18 protein-coding genes are annotated in these 20849 nt (G+C 41.3%); 14 read left to right on the forward strand and 4 right to left on the reverse strand.

Going from position 1 to position 20849, the window contains the following annotated elements; genetic code table 11:
* Positions 1–102 precede the first annotated feature (102 nt).
* The 6 genes from ACYVIL_RS02895 (at position 103) to ACYVIL_RS02920 (ending at position 7661) form a co-directional block, all read left to right on the forward strand.
* Positions 103–831 carry a SapC family protein gene (locus tag ACYVIL_RS02895; RefSeq protein ID WP_460311493.1) on the forward strand — a complete coding sequence of 243 codons (729 nt, stop codon included), beginning with the start codon at positions 103–105 and terminating at the stop codon, positions 829–831.
* A 41-nt stretch (positions 832–872) separates the two neighbouring features.
* Positions 873–1907 (forward strand): cupin-like domain-containing protein, encoded by a 1035-nt coding sequence (locus ACYVIL_RS02900; RefSeq protein ID WP_460311494.1) that lies wholly within the window; start codon positions 873–875, stop codon positions 1905–1907.
* Between the two features lie 13 nt (positions 1908–1920).
* On the forward strand, positions 1921–3426 hold the full coding sequence (locus tag ACYVIL_RS02905) for a tryptophan halogenase family protein (RefSeq protein WP_460311495.1): 1506 nt from the start codon (positions 1921–1923) through the stop codon (positions 3424–3426).
* 208 nt (positions 3427–3634) lie between these two features.
* On the forward strand, positions 3635–4969 hold the full coding sequence (locus ACYVIL_RS02910) for a GH1 family beta-glucosidase (RefSeq protein WP_303472976.1): 1335 nt from the start codon (positions 3635–3637) through the stop codon (positions 4967–4969).
* A gap of 3 nt (positions 4970–4972) precedes the next feature.
* Complete coding sequence (locus ACYVIL_RS02915; RefSeq protein WP_303472977.1) at positions 4973–6511, forward strand: MFS transporter; 1539 nt, start codon at positions 4973–4975, stop codon at positions 6509–6511.
* 148 nt (positions 6512–6659) lie between these two features.
* Positions 6660–7661: a LacI family DNA-binding transcriptional regulator gene (locus ACYVIL_RS02920; protein ID WP_303472980.1), complete on the forward strand. Its 1002-nt coding sequence runs from the start codon at positions 6660–6662 to the stop codon at positions 7659–7661.
* Between the two features lie 154 nt (positions 7662–7815).
* On the opposite strand, the gene pckA is transcribed toward ACYVIL_RS02920, so the two are convergent.
* Positions 7816–9426, reverse strand: coding sequence for a phosphoenolpyruvate carboxykinase (ATP) (pckA, locus tag ACYVIL_RS02925; protein ID WP_460311496.1), 1611 nt, complete (start codon positions 9424–9426; stop codon positions 7816–7818).
* A 276-nt stretch (positions 9427–9702) separates the two neighbouring features.
* Between pckA and ACYVIL_RS02930 the strand changes: the two genes are divergently transcribed.
* The 8 genes from ACYVIL_RS02930 to leuD all read left to right on the forward strand — a co-directional run bounded on the left by ACYVIL_RS02930 (position 9703) and on the right by leuD (position 17789).
* Positions 9703–10818, forward strand: a complete 1116-nt coding sequence (locus tag ACYVIL_RS02930) for an NAD(P)/FAD-dependent oxidoreductase (RefSeq protein WP_460311497.1) — start codon at positions 9703–9705, stop codon at positions 10816–10818.
* 356 nt (positions 10819–11174) lie between these two features.
* Complete coding sequence (locus ACYVIL_RS02935; protein WP_460311498.1) at positions 11175–11486, forward strand: c-type cytochrome; 312 nt, start codon at positions 11175–11177, stop codon at positions 11484–11486.
* Between the two features lie 208 nt (positions 11487–11694).
* Complete coding sequence (locus tag ACYVIL_RS02940; RefSeq protein ID WP_303472987.1) at positions 11695–12888, forward strand: CaiB/BaiF CoA transferase family protein; 1194 nt, start codon at positions 11695–11697, stop codon at positions 12886–12888.
* A 269-nt stretch (positions 12889–13157) separates the two neighbouring features.
* Positions 13158–13820 carry an isochorismatase family protein gene (locus ACYVIL_RS02945; RefSeq protein WP_303472989.1) on the forward strand — a complete coding sequence of 221 codons (663 nt, stop codon included), beginning with the start codon at positions 13158–13160 and terminating at the stop codon, positions 13818–13820.
* A 13-nt stretch (positions 13821–13833) separates the two neighbouring features.
* Positions 13834–14775, forward strand: a complete 942-nt coding sequence (locus tag ACYVIL_RS02950) for a polysaccharide deacetylase family protein (protein ID WP_303472991.1) — start codon at positions 13834–13836, stop codon at positions 14773–14775.
* A gap of 2 nt (positions 14776–14777) precedes the next feature.
* Positions 14778–15701: a polysaccharide deacetylase family protein gene (locus ACYVIL_RS02955; protein ID WP_460311499.1), complete on the forward strand. Its 924-nt coding sequence runs from the start codon at positions 14778–14780 to the stop codon at positions 15699–15701.
* 49 nt (positions 15702–15750) lie between these two features.
* Positions 15751–17163, forward strand: a complete 1413-nt coding sequence (leuC, locus tag ACYVIL_RS02960) for a 3-isopropylmalate dehydratase large subunit (RefSeq protein WP_303472996.1) — start codon at positions 15751–15753, stop codon at positions 17161–17163.
* Positions 17163–17789, forward strand: coding sequence for a 3-isopropylmalate dehydratase small subunit (leuD, locus tag ACYVIL_RS02965; protein WP_303472998.1), 627 nt, complete (start codon positions 17163–17165; stop codon positions 17787–17789). Before leuC ends, leuD begins: the two co-directional genes overlap by 1 nt.
* An 84-nt stretch (positions 17790–17873) precedes the next feature.
* Here the strand turns inward: leuD and ACYVIL_RS02970 are convergent, their stop codons facing one another.
* From ACYVIL_RS02970 to ACYVIL_RS02980, 3 genes are all read right to left on the reverse strand, one after another.
* Entirely contained in the window at positions 17874–18509 is a 636-nt protein-coding gene (locus tag ACYVIL_RS02970) for an isochorismatase family protein (RefSeq protein WP_303473000.1), read from the reverse strand.
* Between the two features lie 23 nt (positions 18510–18532).
* Positions 18533–19393, reverse strand: a complete 861-nt coding sequence (locus tag ACYVIL_RS02975; RefSeq protein ID WP_460311500.1) for an isocitrate lyase/PEP mutase family protein — start codon at positions 19391–19393, stop codon at positions 18533–18535.
* Between the two features lie 69 nt (positions 19394–19462).
* On the reverse strand, positions 19463–20617 hold the full coding sequence (locus tag ACYVIL_RS02980) for an iron-containing alcohol dehydrogenase (protein WP_460311501.1): 1155 nt from the start codon (positions 20615–20617) through the stop codon (positions 19463–19465).
* Positions 20618–20849 lie beyond the last annotated feature (232 nt).

Below are 20849 nucleotides of genomic sequence, written 5' to 3' on the forward strand. Positions count from 1 at the left end.
CACACTGGTTTTGCACACTTAGCTTTATTAAATATGAATAATTTCATTTTTAAATTGTTGGTTTGAGTTAACAAATGAGTAATTGTAGGTCGAGGGAAGACAATGGCGAAACACGTGCTTTTAAATAATGTGCATCATAAAAATGTGAGGGTGCTAGCCCATTACGCTAAAGAGTTTGCCGATGATGTAGCCAGTGTATTGGTTTTCCCACCCGAATTTGTGGAGTTGCAAAAAGAGTATCCGATATTCTTTCAATTAGACAAACAAACTATTAAATATCAATGTGTTGCAATACTGGGTTTGCAAAAAGACGAAAACCTTTTCTTAAACAATCTGAGCCCTTTAGGTTGGCATGCTGATTACATACCCGCGATGATGGAGCGTGGGCCTTTTCTTATTGGCTTTCAGCAACAGGATCCCCCTTCAGATCCCTCACCGGTTATTCATATTGATATGCAGCATCCCAAAGTGTCCAATGAAAAAGGACAGCCCTTGTTTCTCGAACATGGTGGCAACAGTCCCTATTTGAATCATGTGGCCACACGCCTACAGGCCATTCATGAAGGCATGGCAATCCAAGATAAGATGTTTGACTGCTTCCAAGCATGCGATTTGATAGAGCCGGTTAATATCGAATTTGATTTAATCAACGGAGAGAAGTGCAAATTAACTGGTAATTTCACTATTAATGAAGAGAAATTAAGAGCCTTGTCAGCAGAACAGCTTTTTGAACTCAACCAATTGGGTTACCTGCAGTTTGCATACGCAGCAATCGCTTCTGTTACTAATATTAGAAAGTTGGTAGAGCGCAAAAATGCCCTGCTAACTTAATCAGTGCATTATCCGTCTTACCAGTCGAGTTCAGAATAAACATGTTAAGTATAAAACAACAAACTGAAATCATAACCGATTGCCAACCAGGGAAAATACCTACGGATATCCATCAGTATTCCCATCCTGTTGTGCTTAAAGGTTTGGTTAAGCACTGGGAATTAGTTGAAATTGGCTTGGAATCCGCGCAAAAAAGCGTTGATTATTTAAAATCATTCTATAATGGAAAACCCGTATTCGCGTATTTTGGTGCGCCCGAAATAGAGGGCAAATACGCGTACAACGAAAATGCGACTGAGCTAAATTATGAGTCTAAAAAGGCAAAAGTTGATGAGGTTCTTGAACTCATAATCCAGCACCTTTATGACCCGCAACCACCTAGTTATTACATCGCATCAAATGTTATCGATACAAACTTTCCTGGATTGACTCAGGAAAACAACTTACACATACCAGTGGCTAAAAAACAGGTTGCTACCGAACCACCAGTGGCGAGTATCTGGATAGGTAATAAGTCTATTGCCAGATGTCATTATGATGCCTCCGATAACATTGCGTGCGTAGTGTCAGGAAAGCGCCGTTTTATCACTTTTCCACCAGATCAAATTGCTAATTTATATCCTGGTCCGCTAGCGCCTACACCAGGAGGTCCAGTTATTACCATGGTGGACTTGCACAATCCTGATTTTGAAAAATATCCAAAAATCAAAGAAGCCTTAGCCCACGGACAAGTAGCGGAATTAGAACCTGGCGATGCTATTTATATTCCAAGTATGTGGTGGCACCAAGTTGAAGCATTAAGCCCATATAATATCTTAGTGAATTATTGGTGGAGTGATGCTGAAAAATACATGGGGGCCGCAATGAATGTATTGTATCACGCCATGTTAAGTCTTCGCGATAAACCGGCTCATGAGAAAGCCGGTTGGAAGCACGTATTTGATTACTATATTTTTGGTGAAGGTGAACAGCCTACTGAGCACTTACCCCCCGAAGCACAAGGGTTCCTTGGGCCAATGAATGAAATAATGTCTCGCCAGCTTCGCAGCATGTTAATTAACAAACTAAACAGATAAATGGACCTTAAACGTGAATAGAAAAATCAATAATGTCGTCATCGCGGGAGGTGGAACCGCTGGATGGATAGCGGCAGCTGCATTGGCTAAACAGATGTCCTCGGTGATAAATGTGACCTTGGTGGAGTCGGATGAAATTGGTACCGTCGGTGTCGGAGAAGCCACCATTCCACCCATGCGCGTGTTTAATAAACTCTTGGGCATAGATGAATCTCAGTTTATGCGGGAAACGTCAGCTACCTTTAAACTAGGTATACAGTTTGATAATTGGGGTAAGCAAGGCGATAGCTACATCCATTCCTTTGGAATGACAGGTAAAGAGAGTTTTATCGCGCCGTTTCATCACTTCTGGCTGTATGGGAAAGAGCAGGGGGTGGCTAAAGACTTTGGTAAGTATTGCTTTGAATTGGAAGCCGCCAGGGCTAACAAATTTGCGTTATCAGACAACTTATCAATCAATTATGCATACCATTTAGATTCAAGTAAATATGCGGCCTTTTTACGTAAGTTTAGTGAATCTCGAGGGGTGAAGCGGCTTGAAGGGAAAATTGCAGAAGTAAATAAAAACCCGAAAAACGGTTTTATTTCTAGTTTAAAGCTGGATTCTGGACAGCTAATTGAAGGTGATTTGTTCATTGACTGTACAGGTTTTCGAGGCCTATTAATTGAGCAAGCATTGCATACTGGATATGAAGATTGGTCTCATTGGTTGCCTTGTGACAGTGCTATTGCAGTACAAACTGAATCAATGGGGGAAATCTCTCCTATTACTCGATCAATTGCCCATCACAGTGGCTGGCAATGGCGGATCCCCTTACAGCACAGGGTGGGGAATGGAATAGTTTATTGCAGTAAGTTTATGAGCGACGAACAGGCAAAAAATCATCTTTTGGCAAATATTCAAGGGGAAGCGATTACGCAACCAAGAGTGATCAAATATCGAACTGGTCGACGACGTAAACATTGGAACAAAAATTGTGTGGCTCTTGGTTTAGCGAGTGGTTTTGTTGAGCCCCTTGAATCAACAAGCATCCATTTAATAATGATGGGAATTATTCGCTTACTGAGGCTTTTCCCCTGTGGTGAAATATCCGACTCAGTAATCAATGAATATAATCAACAATCCACTGATGAAATCGAAAAAATCCGCGACTTTATTGTGTTGCATTATCATGTTACCCAACGCCAAGACAGTGAGTTTTGGCGACATTGCAAAAACATGGAAGTACCTGATAGTTTAGCCCATAGAATCAGGCTGTTCGCTGATCACGCCCATGCATTTCAAGCCGATGGTGAATTATTTAGAGTGGATTCTTGGACCCAAGTTATGCTTGGCCAGGGAATTCAACCTAAACAATATCACCCTAGTGTTCAGGGAATGCCTGTGAACGAGTTAGAAAAGTTCCTATCTTCATTGGAACAATCAATAGCCAAAGGCGTATCCCATTTACCGACTCATCAAGACTTTATTCAAGAGTATTGTCGGCAACCGAAAACCATCATGACGACTAGGCAATAATACTAGCTAAATTAGAAGTTTAGGACTTTTTGAAGCAGGCATTTACATTTTTTTAACCTTAATCATTGCTTTTTGATACTGTTCCAACTAACCTCTAAATGAAAGCGCTTTCATTTTGTGGGTTTTAATGATATTTTTCGCGATTTAGCAGTATCAAAACGCCAAAAAGAAACCGATTAACCATTAACCGAATTAGTAATTATCAATCATGAACAACCTATCTTTACCATCTTCATCAAAATTATTGAACCGAGACTTCGTGTTCGGTGTTGCTACATCTTCATTCCAAATTGAAGGGGATGCGGATAACCGATTAGCGTCTATTTGGGACACTTTTTGTGCCACACCAGGGAAAATTTCCGATGGTTCAAATGGGCTGGTGGCCTGTGAGCATGTTAAGTTTTGGCGAGAAGATGTAGAGTTGATTGACTCTTTAGGCGTGGATGCCTATCGATTTTCTATCTCTTGGCCACGGGTGATCAAGAAAGATGGGACATTAAACCAAAAAGGTATACAGTTTTACATTGACTTGGTAGACGAGTTGCTTAAGCGAAATATTAAACCCTTTGTCACTTTATATCATTGGGATTTACCCCAGCACCTAGAAGAACTCGGGGGCTGGTTAAATCGTGAAACCGCTTTCCATTTTGAAAATTATGTGAATTTAGTCTCAAAAGCTTTAGGTGATCGAGTTTATGCTTACGCTACCTTAAATGAACCGTTTTGCTCAGCTTACTTAGGTTACGAAAGCGGCGAGCACGCACCGGGTAAAACGGGCCAAGGCAACGGCCGAAAATCCGCACATCACCTGTTGTTAGCCCATGGTCTAGGAATACGTACTTTACGTAGAAATTGTCCTCAGGCTTTGGCCGGTATTGTACTTAATTTTACTCCTTGTTATCCCGAGACTCAGGCTGATAAGGATATAAAAGCCACTAAAATAGCCGATGACTATATTAACCAGTGGTACATGCGTCCTGTAATGGAAGGTTTATATCCAGATGTGGTTGAACTCATTGAACCACAAAATCGCCCCGATATTTTACCGGGTGATATGGACTTAATTAGTCAAAGGTTAGACTTTTTAGGAGTTAACTTTTATACCCGTTTAAAATACCGTTGTGATGGCAAAGGTTGGTTTCAAGAGTTGCAACCCAACAATGTTTTAACTACTGATATGGGATGGGAAATCTATCCCGAAGCACTATCTGATTTATTACTATCACTCCATCAGCGTTATACACTGCCACCTATTTACATCACTGAAAATGGAGCCGCTATGCAAGATGAAATTAAACAAGGCAAAGTGCATGATCAAGATAGAATCGATTATTTTCAGTCCCACCTTAATGCTGTTGATTATGCTGCCCAGCAAGGAGTTGATATTGCCGGCTATTTTGCCTGGAGTTTAATGGATAACTTCGAATGGGCGAAAGGTTACGAAAAGCGCTTCGGTATTGTTTATGTAGACTATCTCACTCAGAATCGCATTATTAAAGATAGTGGACGGGCATACAAGCAACTCATCACCAGTAGGTCGTAAATTATGCAAAGCCAAGTAAGCAGGTTGCCGATAATCGAGAAAGTTGGTTATGCCATGGGGGATGCGGCAGCCAATTTAGTATGGCGAGGAGCCCTTGCGTATTTGGCAGTATTTTATACCGATACATTTGGATTGACCGCTGCTGCGGCAGCTCTGTTGTTCCTAGTGGTAAGATTATCCGATGGTGTAACCGATATCATCATGGGCATGATTGCTGATCGAACAGATACCCGATGGGGCAAGTTCAGACCATGGATTTTATTCTCTACGCCCTTACTGGGTCTGTTTATGGTGCTATGTTTCACCACTCCAGAATGGTCCGCGAGTAACAAATTAATTTATGCTTATGTGACCTATATCGGGTTAACTCTGTGCTATACCCTCAATAATGTACCTTACTCAGCGTTAATGGGGGTAATGACCGAATGCGATGTTGAACGCACCAGTTTATCTGCCTATCGATTCGCCGGGGCATTTCTAGGTGGTTTGTTAGTGATGGGCTTTCTACCCTATTTTGTTGACTTATTTGGTCAGGGTAATGATGTACAAGGCTACCAATCGACTATGTATCTGTTTGCCGGATTATTAGTTGCCCTTATGGTCTTTACTTTCTTATCTACTAAAGAACGTGTGAAACCGGTTATGAATACCCGTTCTGGATTGAAAGCTGAATTATCGGATCTAACCAAAAATCTGCCGTTTATTTTAGTACCCCTAATGAGTATGACGTTATTTTTCTATTATCGAAATTTAACCACAGGGATCATATTTATTGTTGTCATAGGAGGGACTTGGCTTTTAATCAACCGCTTCCTGGCTAAACCGAGATCGCAAATAAGCTCGACTCAACAGGATATGATCGATCTAATAACCAACAAACCCTGGCTAATTCTATTGGGCATGGGTTTCTTAACTATGATGTTCAACGGCATTAAATATGGCGTGATTGCCTATTACTTTAAGTATGTTATTGGTGATGAATTAATGACTGGCCAGTTTTTTGTGGCCTTGCTGGTGGTCTCTATTTTTGGTGCGCTAAGTACGTCTTACTTAACTCGGGTTTTTGGTCGCAGACTACTGTTTATTGGTTCCTTGTTGTTTGGTAGCGGTTTTACTGCCTGCTTTTATTGGATTCCAGAGGGGAATGTTACCTTAGTCTTTGTGTTGGGCTGCGCAGCGGAGTTTTTTGCGGCCATTTTTCCCACACTATTCTTTTCAATGTTAGGGGATTCCGCCGATTATTCTGAATGGAAAAATGGACGAAGAGCGACAGGTTTAGTCTATTCCGCTGGCACTTTTGTGCAAAAAACCGGGGGAGGTTTTGCTGGTGCATTAGTATTGGTTGTGTTGTCTAGCTATGGGTACGACGGTATGGATCCCAGCACTGTTGCAGATACCTTACCTGGCATTAAATTATTGATGAGTTGGATACCTGCTATTTTTGGCGTCGCTGCAGCAATTTTGATGTTGTTTTATCCTATTAGCGACAAACAACAGCAACAAATCACCTTAGAACTTAAGGGACAAAGAGCTGTGGCTTAGGGCGAGAGGTAAGGCGCTATCCCTTTTATATTTACCTTTGCAATACACATCGGATGTTTTGACATGCCAAGCAAATAACCATTACAAGGTGACGATTGTATAGTAGGCTAGCTATCCTCTAGTTTTTGGGCAAAAAATAGCAAAATTTATGGCAACGATTTACGAAGTGGCGAAACATGCAGGCGTGTCTCTGGCAACAGTTTCTAGAGTCATGAATGGTAATGTAAAAGTTCGGCAAAGCACGAGCGATAAAGTCATGAATGCAATGAAAGAGCTCGGTTATGTGCCCAATAACTTTGCACGTTCCCTCGCGACTAACAAAGCAAATAGCATTGGTCTTTTAGTGTCTAACCTGCATAGCTCTTTTTTTGGGCAAATGATGAGTGGTGTTGAAACTGAGTTGAGAGCGGCGGGCAAGCACGTCATCATTTCAGCTGGACATGACGAAGAAGCCGAAGAGAAAGACGGAATAGATTTTTTAATTAGTCGCCAATGTGACGCATTAATCGTTCACTCAGAAGCCATTTCTGATGAATATTTAATAGCGTTAAATAACAACAAACTTCCCATTCTGGTAATGAATCGCGTGGTCGATAGCATGCAACAGCAGTGTTTCATCGTGAATAACCAAGCGGGCGGTTATATGGCGGCTAAGACGTTATTGGAACATGGTCATAGAGACATCGCATATATAAGCGGGCCTACCTATAAAGATGATACTAATCAGCGCTTAATCGGTCATAAACGCGCGTTGCAAGAGTATGGTGTTGCCTTTAATGAAAAGCTTCATTATGTGGGTGACTATTTAGAAACTGGTGGTATCGCTGGCATGAATTATCTACTTAATTCAGGTGAAAATTTTAGCGCGTTAGCCTGCTCTAATGATGAAATGGCGTCGGGGGCGATGAGTTGTGCCAGAGAGCATGGCTTAACTTTACCGGAAGATTTGTCGGTAATTGGTTTTGACGATGTGTTATTTGCAAAGCATATGTTTCCCAAGTTAACTACCATTGATAACCCTGTATTAGAAATGGGCCGAATGGCGGCACAATGGGTACTCAAATATGTTTATAAAGAGTCTGATAACGATATTCAAAGAGTATTCGAGCCTAAGCTTATTGAGCGTCTGTCGGTGATTAATAAGCTATAAACTTCGCCTTTCATTATTCTGCGAGCGTCACCTAATCCAGTTAAAACAAAGCAGCAACTTGATCCACTCAAGTTACTGCTTTTGTTAGCAATGCTCGCTTTGTTCATTTCAGCATCGGCAGTTCAACTTAAACTGCCGGAGTAAAATTAATAGGCTATAACTTAGGTCCAGAGTTTGAAATTTCTTTGCCTTCGTCATTGTCAGTGAACTTCACGAAATTCTGAGTGAATAAAGTGGCTAGATTAGTGGCCTTTTCAGTCCATTGTTCGGCTTGTTCATATGTATCACGAGGATCTAATATGTTGTCTTCAACATCATGTAAATGTTTAGGTATCGACAAGTTGAAAATAGGCAATTGGTCCATTTCCGCCTGATTAATCGAACCGTCTAAGATGGCATCAATAATTGCACGTGTGGCTTTAATCGAAATACGTTTGCCTGTGCCATTCCAACCTGTATTTACCAAGTAAGCTTCTGCACCAACGGCATGCATGCGTTTACGCAGTACGGCTGCATACTTAGTTGGGTGTAAGCTTAGAAATGCAGCCCCGAAACAACTTGAAAACGTTGGCGTGGGTTCGGTAATTCCTCGCTCGGTGCCCGCCAATTTGGCCGTAAATCCAGATAAGAAATAATACTCAGCTTGCTGTGGTGTTAATTTAGCAACGGGAGGAAGCACACCGAATGCATCTGCAGTTAAGAAAATTACTTTGGTCGCATGTCCGGCTTTGGAGATGGGCTGAACAATGTTTTCTATATGATCGATTGGATAAGATACACGGGTGTTTTCGGTTTTTGAATTATCGTCAAAATCGATTTTGCCACTAGCGCCTACAGTCACATTTTCTAATAAAGCATTGCGACGAATTGCAGCATAGATCTCAGGCTCTTGTTCTTTGCTTAGGTTGATGGTTTTTGCGTAGCAACCACCTTCAAAGTTGAAGATACCGTTGTCATCCCAGCCATGCTCATCATCGCCAATGAGTTTTCTGTGTGGATCGGTAGAAAGCGTGGTTTTTCCCGTTCCAGATAAACCGAAGAAAATTGCCACATCGTCATCTTTACCGACATTGGCGCTGCAATGCATGGAAGCGATTCCTTTTAGGGGCAAAAAGTAGTTCATCATTGAGAACATCCCTTTTTTCATTTCGCCGCCGTACCAGGTACCACCGATGACTTGGATTTTTTCAGTAAGATTGAAGGCCACAAAATTTTCTGAATTTAAGCCGTGTTCCTGCCACTTTTTATTGACGGTTTTAGAACCGTTCAAAACAAGAAAGTCAGGCTCAAAATCTTCGAGTTCTTGTTCAGTTGGACGGATAAACATATTTTTCACAAAGTGTGCTTGCCAAGCTACTTCGGTGACAAACCGCACTTTCAAACGAGTATCTGCATTTGCACCGCAAAAAGTATCAACAACAAATAGACGTTTACTACTTAATTGTTGAGTAACTGTTTGTTTTAAATCGCTCCACACATCAGAACTAATAGGTTTGTTGTCGTTTGTACCTTGATCAGACCACCATACCGTGTCTTTGGTGGTGTCATCACGAACAATGTATTTATCCTTGGGCGAGCGACCGGTAAATATTCCCGTGTCTACTGACACTGCACCGAGTTCTGTTTCAATACCTTTTTCATAACCAACTAAATCGCTTTTCGTCTCTTCTTCAAACAGAAACTCATAGGATGGATTATGAATGATTTCCGTGGCATCAAGAATGCCGTTTTTGTCTAAATATTTGGTTAATTTTTCAGTATTCATGAACTTTTTTTCCGTAGGGTTTTATATTTTTATTATTATTTTTTGTTTTTAAGCTAACTTTGTTATTAAAGTTAGACTTACTAACACTAAAGGGTCTCAAGAGGAAAAACTAGATTTACTTGCTACTCATTTGAAAAAAAACGCGATAAGTTATAACGACTCATGCAGTTTAAGGTTTGAAAGCGTTTTCATCTGGTGTTTTAAGGCGGTAGCAGATGAAACGCTCTAAGATTTATACTCTATGCTGTCTTTTCTTAACGATATAGGAATAATTAATTGATTGAGTCTGTTGAGTGCATTGTTGTTGGCGCTGGCGTGGTTGGTTTAGCGGTTGCGCGCCAAATGGCTCAAAAAGGTGTGGAAACGATTGTCATAGAAAGCCAATCTCAGATTGGTACAGGCATTAGCTCCCGAAATAGTGAAGTGATTCACGGCGGTATTTATTATCCGCCTAACTCTCTTAAAGCTCGCCTTTGTGTGCAAGGTAATAAAATGCTCTATGCTTATTGTGATGAGCGTAATATTAACCATAAGCGATGCGGAAAACTGATTGTCGCTACTTCCGAATCCCAGCTGCAAAAGTTAACCGAAATTAAAAATAACGCAGTCGCCAATAGCGTATTAGATCTCGAATTTTACAGCAAACAAAAAGTCTTAACATTGGAACCAGAACTTGCTTGCTACGGTGCTTTGTTTTCACCCTCTACGGGCATTATAGACAGTCATGGGTTAATGCTAAATTTACAAGGTGATTTGGAAAGTGCTGGCGGCGCAGTAGCGCTTGGTGCTGAATTGCGCTCAGTCGATTGTACTAAAAGTGTATTTCTACTGGATATCGGTGGCACCCAAAACATAAAAGTTAACACTAAGTATCTAATCAATTGCGCAGGATTACACGCCCAGCACATTGCTAAACGTTTTCACGGCCTGCCTCAAAACAGCGTACCTCAAATTCATTATGCAAAAGGTAACTATTACGCGCTGTCTGGTAAAGCGCCATTTAGCCATCTAATTTATCCTATTCCTGAAAGTGCCGGGTTGGGGGTGCATTCCACATTAGATTTAGGTAACTCAGTCCGTTTCGGTCCTGATGTTGAATGGGTCAATGAATTGGATTACTCAGTGGATCCTTCCCGAGCAGATGCGTTTTATCATCAGATTAGAAAATATTGGCCCAATCTTAAAGACGATTCGTTAGAACCTTCTTACGCAGGAATTCGTCCTAAGCTCCATGCAAAAGGAGAAGAAGCTAGAGATTTTATGATTCAAACTGAATCTGAACATGGTATTGCGGGGCTAATTAATCTATACGGTATAGAGTCTCCTGGATTGACCGCTTCGATGGCGATTGGTGCAATGGTAGTAGAGAAATTACTAGCCAAAAAGCGATAAATCAGCGCTGCAAATGCAGCAATCTTGCGTGCACTTAAGAGCTTCTGTCATGACAAAACCAAAATATCGCATTTTGTCAAAATCCATTCAAATTGCTGCATCATAAAAATTTTGTATGCTTCCCGCAGACAATACCCCAATCAATTCACGTGTCACTTTTCAGCAAATAAAGTGCCTTACTGAGTTTTGACTTTAGTCAATGTATCACCTCGTTATAAAACGTATATTTAAATCACGCTCTGAGGTTATTTTGTTGTTACATCCTTCACTTTACCTCATGAATAAATAGGGTTATCCATTGTTCAAACACGAATTGATAACGACTTCCTGATTTTTTGATATAGGCAAATGTGAAAATGGTCAAAATACGTAACGTTTTGATTGCGATATCCAGCATGGTTTTTGTCACGCAGACTTTAGCCGATGACAAGTTAATTTCGGTGGGTAAAACGAAATCGATGATATGCGCCAGTTGTCATGGCAGCGCTGGCATAAGTCTTAGCCCTATCTGGCCTAATTTGGCCGGACAAAAATCAGCTTATCTAGAAAAGCAGCTTAAAGCATTTCGCAATGGTGATCGTAAAGAACCGACGATGGCAGCAATGGCTAAGCCGTTGAGTGACAATGATATCAAAGCGCTTGCAGCTTATTACGCCTCTTTAAATTAACACAATAATTGGCTTCATAGTTTTCATATTGTTTTTACTTCAATAAGAAAATCACCTTTAAAATATTGAGATTTTTAACTCTTAACTCATTAGCACTCTTCATTATTTTTATGTAGAGGTTAGAAATGCTTGATATAAAAGGTATAAAGCTACAACATATGCTCAATAGCTCATTTTGTCTGCCCCTTTTTTTATAGGATTAATATTTATGTCATCAGGAAGTTCATATCCACTTGCAGATCTCAAAGTTGTTGAGTTTACACATATGGTTATGGGGCCGACTACTGGTGTTGTTCTCGCTGATTTAGGTGCTGTGGTGACAAAAATAGAGCCTTTAGAAGGTGATAAAACTCGTCGACTTAAAGGTTCTGGTGCCGGTTATTTTCCAATGTATAACCGCAATAAACGTAGCGTGTGTATCGATTTGAAATCAGCCGAAGGTAAAGAAGTTGCGTTGAACTTAATACGTGAAGCTGATGTGTTGATTGAAAATTTTAGGCCAGGAGCAATGGAAAAGCTTGGTTTCGGATATGAAGCTATGAGCCAGCTAAACCCAGGACTTATTTATTGTTCTTTAAAAGGGTTTTTAACCGGCCCTTATGAAAATCGTACTGCCTTAGATGAAGTGACGCAAATGATGGGAGGGTTAGCATACATGACCGGTCTTCCTGATCGTCCTATGCGTGCTGGCTCATCTGTTATTGATATTACTGGTGGAATGTTTGGCGTGATAGGTATTTTGTCTGCTTTACACGAACGTCAAATAACTGCAAAAGGTCGTCATGTTACAAGTTCATTATTTGAAACTACAGCCTATCTCGTTGGCCAGCATATGGCCCAAGAGGTTGTATTAGGTGAAGCACCTCCGCCAATGTCAGTGCGTCGAAGTGCATGGTCTGTTTATCAGATTTTTAATTGCAAAAACGATGAGCGTGTTTTTGTAGGAGTTGTTAGCGATACTTTATGGAAACACTTCTGCAAAGAGTTCGAGTTAAACGAATTTTTAGCTGATAGCAGCTTAGACAAAAATAATGATAGGGTCACTCAACGAGACAGAATCATCCCAGTCATAGAAGCCATTTTTAGTGAGTTAGACAAGCAAACTATGATGGACCGATTAGAGCGAGCGGGCATACCTTTTGCGCCAATAAACACTCCATCTGATTTGTTTGAAGATCCGCAGCTTAACAGTGGTGGTCTATTACCTGTTACGACGCCGCAGGGGATCGCCAATTTACCATCTTTACCCATCGAGCTAGATGGTAAACGAACTACTTTGCATCATGATTTACCAAAGGAAGGTGAAGATACTATACGTGTTCTGCAGGAAGCGGGTTATAACGATAAACAAATCGCTGAATTGATTAGTCTAAATATTGTGAAAGCAATTCCAGCTAACTAATTTAGACTGTATAAGTTTTCAACCTACTCCGAAATATGGTTGTTTTGAAGGGCGTTTTCGCCCTTTTTTTTCCTGTTTGATTTCTAAAAGAAATAACAGTCGACTAAATTAAAACCGCAAAAAACTTGTAAATTATATACTTAGCGGTGGATTAAAAGTATTGATGGTCATGTATAAAAGATATGCTAATATATCTTTTGAAGGGGTCTAAAAAGTAATGTAAGTAGCCCGATTGTAAATATTGTTTTGTGTTGCATATAGGAGTGACAATGGAATTATCTGATAAAACAGCCCGACAGATTTTCGCTGAAGTTCAGGCAAATCCTGCCCGTAAACGTTTTGGCTTCGGTAAAAAAGCTATTTTGGTCAATATTGATTTGCAAAAAGCATATACAAGAACTGACTTATTTAAAACTGCCTATGAAACTGACCCGCGACAGCTCGAGTATGTTAATACTCTAGCTGAAAAATTTAGAGCTCTAGATTGGCCAGTCGTCTGGACGAACGTGGCGTATATGGACTCTGGAGAAGATGCTGGAATCTGGGGAACGCGCACAGATACGCCTGATAGTTTACAAAATATCAAATTTGATAGTGAGCGTTCAGAGCTTGATGACCGTTTGCAACTAGACCGCAAAAAAGATGTGTTTTATTGCAAAAAAATGCCCTCTCCATTTTTTGAAACTCAATTACAGAGTTTATGTGTTTGGCATCAAGTCGACACCGTCATACTGACTGGTGGTTCGACTTCTGGCTGTATTAGGGCCGCTGCAGTTGATAGTTTGTCCCGTGGCTACCGCACTATTGTGCCGATTGAATGTGTTGCTGATAAACACGAAAGTTACCACTTTGCCAACCTGACCGATCTGTCATTGAAATATGCTGATGTGCTGGCCGTACAAGAAGTGTTTGATTGGTTAGGAAAAGAGTAAAAGGAGGTTTTTAATGTTAACAGATCCTGGATACTATGATTATTGGCCATATGACAAACGCCCAAAAATAACTTGGCCCAACGGTGCTAAAGTCGCGTTTTGGGTCGCACCGAATATTGAGTTCTATGAGCTAGATGCCCCAGCTAATCCATCCCGGAAAGCTTGGCCACAACCTTACCCTGCCATTGCGGGCTATGGTATTCGCGATTACGGTAATCGTGTGGGCCATATGCGTCAAATGCAACTTCTCGACAAATACGGTATTCGTGGTTCAATTTCACTTTCTACCGCTTTGTGTGATCACCATCCAGAAATTATTAGTTTATGTAAGGAGCGTGATTGGGAGTTTTTCAGCCATGGTATTTATAACACTCGTTATACCTACGGAATGAGCGTTGATCAGGAAAGAGAAATGATCCGTGACTCCATTGAAACGATTTATAAGCATACCGGACAGAAATGCGCTGGATATTTAGCGCCTGCACTATCTCACAGTGATCACACTATTGATTTGTTCGCAGAAGTTGGCACCGAGCTATTTGGTGACGAGGCTGGTTTTTATACTTGTGACTTGTTCCACGATGATCAACCCACACCGATTCATACTCGTTCTGGTAAAAAGTTTGTTTCCATTCCCTATTCGTTAGAAATGAATGACACCATTGCTTATGTCACTAATAAAGTGACCCCTCGCCAATACGGTAAAATGTTAAAAGCGAATTTTGATCGTTTGTATCAAGAAGGCGAAGAGAGCGGGACTATCATGTGCATTCCAACTCATAATTATCAGGTGAGTTGTCCACACCGGTTAAAAGCCTACGAAGAAGCATTGGAATACATCACTGGACATAGTGATGTTTGGGTGGCGACTGGACGAGAAATAGCCAGCTATTACATGCAACATTGCTACGACGATAGTGTTGCCGACATAGCTGCCAAGCAAGGAGGAAAATAATCGTGAGTTTAGATGATTCTTATCTTCAATATCCCAAACGCCAATACGGAATGGACCATGATCTATATGACTGGTCAATGCTATCTGCTCGCAACCCTATTGTTTGGCCAAATAATAAAAAGCTAGCGCTATGGGTAAATGTGAATGTGCAGTTTTTCCCTTTAAATCAGCGTACAAATCCTGTTCCTGTGCCCGGTGGCATGAAAATGCCTTACCCTGATTTGCGCCACTTTAGTTTGCGTGATTACGGCAATCGGGTTGGCATATTCAGACTTTTTAAAGCATTAGATAAATTCAATATTCAACCAACTATCGCGATTAATGGAGCCATGGTTGAACGTGCACCTTATTTAATGGATGTCATCAAAGACAGAGGTAACGAAGTGATTGCCCACGGTTGGCAAATGGACATGTTACATCATGGAGAAGTGTCCGCAGAGGATGAAGCAAGGTGGATTGCCAATAGTGTACAAATTTTGAGTGAACGTTTCGAGCAACCGATTAAAGGTTGGTTGAGTCCTGGCCGTCTGCAATCCGCAAATACCCCGAAGCTATTACAGCAACAAGGTATCGAATATATGTGCGATTGGGTTAATGATGATTTGCCTTATTCCTTTAAAACCGATTCCGGCCTTATCACCAGTATGCCTTTATCCAACGAACTGGATGATTTTTTTATTCTACAAAATAATTTGCACAGTGAAGATAGCTACGCAGAGCAAATTGAAGATGCTTGTGACCTCTTATTGAGTGAAGCGGAAACGCTAGGCGGTCGCATGTTAGCTTTGAACATTCATCCTTGGATGCTTGGTCAGCCCCATCGAATTGCCTGTTTCGAAAAAGTTCTTGAATACATAAGCAGTCAAGAAGGGGTTTGGAGTGCCAGCGCCTCCGAAATTTATCAAAGCTGGCAATCACAACAATAAATAGAAAGGGTCAAGTAGACCCTCCTTATCCTTGAAACAAGAGTTAAGCATGTCCAAGACACTTTTCCAGAAGATATGGGATGCGCATCAAGTAAAATCTTTACCCGATGGCACCTACTTAATTTATATAGATCGGGTTTTTTTACACGAGAGAACGGGCTCTATTGCTTTACAAAGTCTGGCAGAAGCTGGGCGTAAGGTTCGTCATCCTGAACAAGTATTTTGTACCATGGATCATATCGTCGATACCTTTCCTGGTCGTGGTGATGATACCGTAATGCCCTCAGGGAAAGACTTCATTCAAGCTACCCGCAAAGAAGCCAAAGCTGCAGGCATTACTCTGTTTGATATTGGTGACGAGCAACAAGGTATCGCCCATGTCATTAGTCCTGAACTTGGTATTGTGCAACCTGGATTAACGTTAGTTTGTCCTGATAGTCATACTTGTACACAAGGCGCTTTAGGCGCTGCTGCGTGGGGGATCGGGTCTTCTGAAGCCGAACATGCCATGGCTACTCAAACGTTACGTATTAATAAACCTAAATTGATGCGAGTGTGGTTTGAGGGAGAGCTAAATTCCTGCGTGACTGCTAAAGATATGATTTTGCACTTAATCAGTAAGTTTGGTGCTCACGGGGGCGCTGGACATGCTATCGAATTTGCTGGGCCGACAGTTGAAGCCTTGTCAATTGAAGCGCGTATGACCCTATGTAATATGGCGGTAGAGTTTGCTGCGTTTACAGGCTTAGTCGCGCCCGATCAAAAAACTATCGAATATCTTGAAGGTCGTCCTTACGTTCCTAAAGGTGAACAATGGCACCAAGCAGTTGAGTATTGGCACAGCTTAGTCACCGATGATGATGCTTTGTTTGACACTGAAATTAAGATTGATGTGGCTGAGATTGAACCCACTATCACTTGGGGAACTAGTCCTCAACACGCTTGTGGAATTAGCCAAACTGTTCCTGAATTGGAATCATTGGCTTCAGAAGATGCCCGCACTGCCGCCACACGGGCCTTAGCTTATCAAGCCTTGCAGCCAGGCGATAAACTACTTGATCTAAAGATAGACTGTGCATTTATCGGTTCCTGTACTAATTCTAGAATCGAAGATTTACGCAAAGCCGCAGCTATTCTTAAGGGGCGAAAAGTGGCTTCTCATGTAAAAGCAATTTGTGTCCCTGGCTCTCAACAAGTCAAAGCGGCGGCAGAGCGTGAAGGTTTGCATCAGGTTTTCTTGGATGCGGGTTTTGAATGGCGAGAAAGTGGATGTTCAATGTGTTTTTACGCTGGTGGAGAGCACTTTGGTAAGCAACAAAGAGTATTGTCCACAAGTAACCGTAATTTTGAATCTCGCCAAGGCCCAGAGACTCGTACTCATTTAGCCAGCCCAGAAACCGTAGCTGCCAGTGCTTTAAATGGTTGTATTACTGACCCCCGCACTATGATGAGGACTAATTAATGAAAGCTTTTACTACCCATTGTGGTATTGCAGCCCCGTTGTTGCGAATCAATATCGACACTGATGCGATTATTCCCAGCCGAGAAATGCGGCGTGTGTCTAAAAAAGGCCTAGGTGAAGGGTTATTCGCTTCTTCTCGTTATGTCATGTCTGACTCTCGTGAACTTAATCCTGATTTCATATTAAATAAAGCGGAATACGCCAATACTACTATTTTACTGACAGGAAACAATTTTGGCTGTGGCTCATCACGAGAGCATGCCGTTTGGGCATTGGCCGAATATGGTATTCGCGCCATAATAGCACCAAGTTTTGGTGCTATTTTTTATCAGAACTGTATGCGAAACGGCATTCTTCCGGTAGTACTTAGTAATGAAGCAGTGATGCAACTATCTGATGAAATAATGCAAGATCCTCAAAAGTTGAAAATTGAAATAGACCTACAGGAACAGAAAGTGAGCAGCAAGAAGGGGCTTCACTTTGAGTTTGATATAGAAACTGGTAGCAAAGAAATGTTGCTTAACGGTTTAGACAGTATTGGTTTAACACTGCAGTATGAAGCGGATATTAAGGCTTTTGAACAGCAAACACAGAAGCAACATAGTTGGTTATATTTACAAAATTAGATGGGATTATCGATCGCCGATATGACGCTCTAAATAAAAAAGTCAATCAACTGTTGTTGATTGACTTTTTTATTGGCAATGGGTTTAGGCATTCAATGATTGCAAGTAAGTTATGACATCCGCTTCAGTAACAACGTCACCATATTTGGCATTCATGTCGAATAAGTTTGCTTTATGAGGAGCTTCATGACGATCGCCACAAGCTTCTTCTACAATAATTGGGATAAAACCATTTGAGCAGGCATCAACGCAACTTGCGCGAACACAACCACTGGTTGTCAAGCCGGTTAGTATCACGCTATCAACACCATAGGCTGTTAACGTAGAGCTCAAAGATGTGCCAAAAAATGCACTTGGATATTGTTTAGATATCACTAATTCGTCTTCGCTGGGTTTTAATGTTCCAGCCCAAGCACCCATTGGCGAACCTTCCGTTAAATAGCGTAAAGGTTTCGCCTTCTTGAAGAATGTGCCACCGTTGACACCTGAAGGGTGATACACCACATTGGTATAAATCACTAGAATCCCCGCTTTTCTTGCAGCTTCCAGTACACGCTGAGCAGATGCTAACGCATCTTCAACATCTGCATATAACTCACAGGATTTATCATAATAGGCTTCAACAAAGTCTATCAGTACTAACGCTGGTTTCTTGCCGTAGCCAACTTTATTGTTATAAACGTTTGCATAATTTTGATCGATATTTTCGCTAATAGTCATGTGATTACTCTTTCTTTAAATTATTATTTTGCCCACTTCTTTTCGAAAGCCCAAACATCTTCAAAGCCGATCAATGAACAGAACTCACCAAAGTCATTAATAGGTACGCCCTCTGGTTGCGGACTACCTTGCTGTTTCATTGCAATAAGTGCTTTTTCTGCAGCGTTAGCGGCCGCTAAACTCGTCAACGAAGGCGCAATTGCGATGGCGTAACCTATTTCTTTCATTTCTTCCACGGTTAACATTGGAGTAGAGCCACCATTAGAAATATTGGCAAACATTGGTCCTTTTACTTCTTTGCACGCTTTACGCATTTCATCTTTAGATTCTAACGCTTCCACGAATAATATATCAGCACCCGCTTCATAATATGCTTGAGCTCTTGCAATTGCGGCATCCAATCCTTCCGCCTGACGAGAATCGGTGCGCGCTATTATTAACATATTTTTATCGGTACGCGCATCAACAGCGACTTTTATCTTTTCAATCATATCCTCAACTGGAATCACTTTCCGATTTGGCGTGTGACCACATTTCTTCGGAAATTCTTGGTCCTCGATTTGGATAGCAGTAATTCCCGCTTCTTCATACCCGCGCACGGTGTGATGCACATTGAGTAAACCACCATAGCCTGTGTCTGCATCGGCGATTACCGCTGAATTACTGGTTTGTACTAAGGTTCGCATGCGATCAACCATTTGTGTATATGTAACAATACCCGCATCGGGTATGCCATAAGCGGATGCTGTTAACCAATACCCAGTACCATATACAACATCAAATCCAACCTTGTTAGCAACCACTGCAGTGATCATATCTTGAATTCCGGGGGCAAATACGAATTCGCCTTTTTCTAATTTTTCTCTAAGTATTGGATTAGCCATTTGTTAACTCTTTACTATCACGTTTCAATAAAATCTCGTTGTGTATGAATGCTGTTTCACATTTATCTGTTAGTAAGCGAGTTCATATATACCGAGGGCATGTTCGCGAGTTACTTCGCGAGGATTATTTATTAATAACCTTTGTTGTTGCATTGCTTCGTCTGCCAACTTACCTAAATCTTCTTGAGGAACATTTAACGTTCTCAGGTTTTTGGGTAATTCGACATCTGTAATTAAATTGTCGATAAAATCGATAAACTGGTTACAACCTTGGGATCCGGTTTCATGTTTGTGGCCGCCGCTGACACTTGGCAGTAGTTGTGCGTATAAATCGGTTGCATCGGGTGCGTTAAACCGCAAAACATGGGGTAATACTAAGGAGTTACTCAAACCGTGGGGAATATGGTAATTGCCACCTAACGGGTAGGCTAGTGCATGCACAGCTCCAACAGGCGAGTTGGCAAAGGCTTGCCCTGCCATTAAGGCCCCTAATAGCATGTCAGAACGAGCTTCCAAGTTGTTGCCATTTTTAACCACTTCTAATAAATTTTGCGACATCAGCCTTAGCGCTTCTTTGGCTAACATATCTGAGTAGGTATTTTTCTTAATTTTGCCAGTAAAAGCTTCTATGGCATGCACCATGGCATCAATACCAGTCGCTGCGGTAATCGCCGGTGGTAAACCCACGGTAAGCGTGGCGTCCAATATTGCGATATCTGGTAACAAAGTGGGAGACACAACGCCTGACTTAGTTGTTGCTCCCGTGGTGATAATTGAAATGGGGGTGACTTCAGATCCCGTTCCCGCGGTTGTTGGCAATAATATTAACGGAAGTCGCTTCCCAGTAATTTGGTCAATGCCGTACATGTCGCTTAACGTTTGCTCGCTTTTCACCAACACTGCGATCAACTTAGCTACATCTAAGCTACTACCTCCGCCAAAACCGATAACGCCATCAACTTCTAATTGTTTTGCAAAATCTGCGGCTGATAAAACTAAAGATTCCGGTGGATCAGCTTGTATGTCACTATAAATGACCGCAGTGATACCGGCTTTATTTAAGGGAGTGGTTATGCTTTCAATTAGTCCCGCTTTAATTAATCCTGGATCCGTCACAATTAGCGGACGACTAATACCCAGTGAACGACAATGAGCAGAAATTTGTTCAACAGCGCCAATTTTACAAATGACTTTGTTTGCAGTGGTGAATTCAACGGTACTCATGAGCGACTCCTTTGTCACTTTAAATTTTTGCACCGCGTTTAATCACCCTTGTATCAAAGCTGCGCAATGTTAAGTTATCTTTTAGATTTCATTTGAGCAGAAGCAAATTGTTGGCTGCTGATCATCTTTCGAATTTAAATAGTGAGAATGTGGTGCAAACATCTGCTGCTACCTAACTAAAGTACTTATCTTGTTGTATAAGCTAATTTACCTTTTCATTTGTGTCTAAAAA

Source organism: Aliiglaciecola aliphaticivorans (assembly GCF_054782055.1).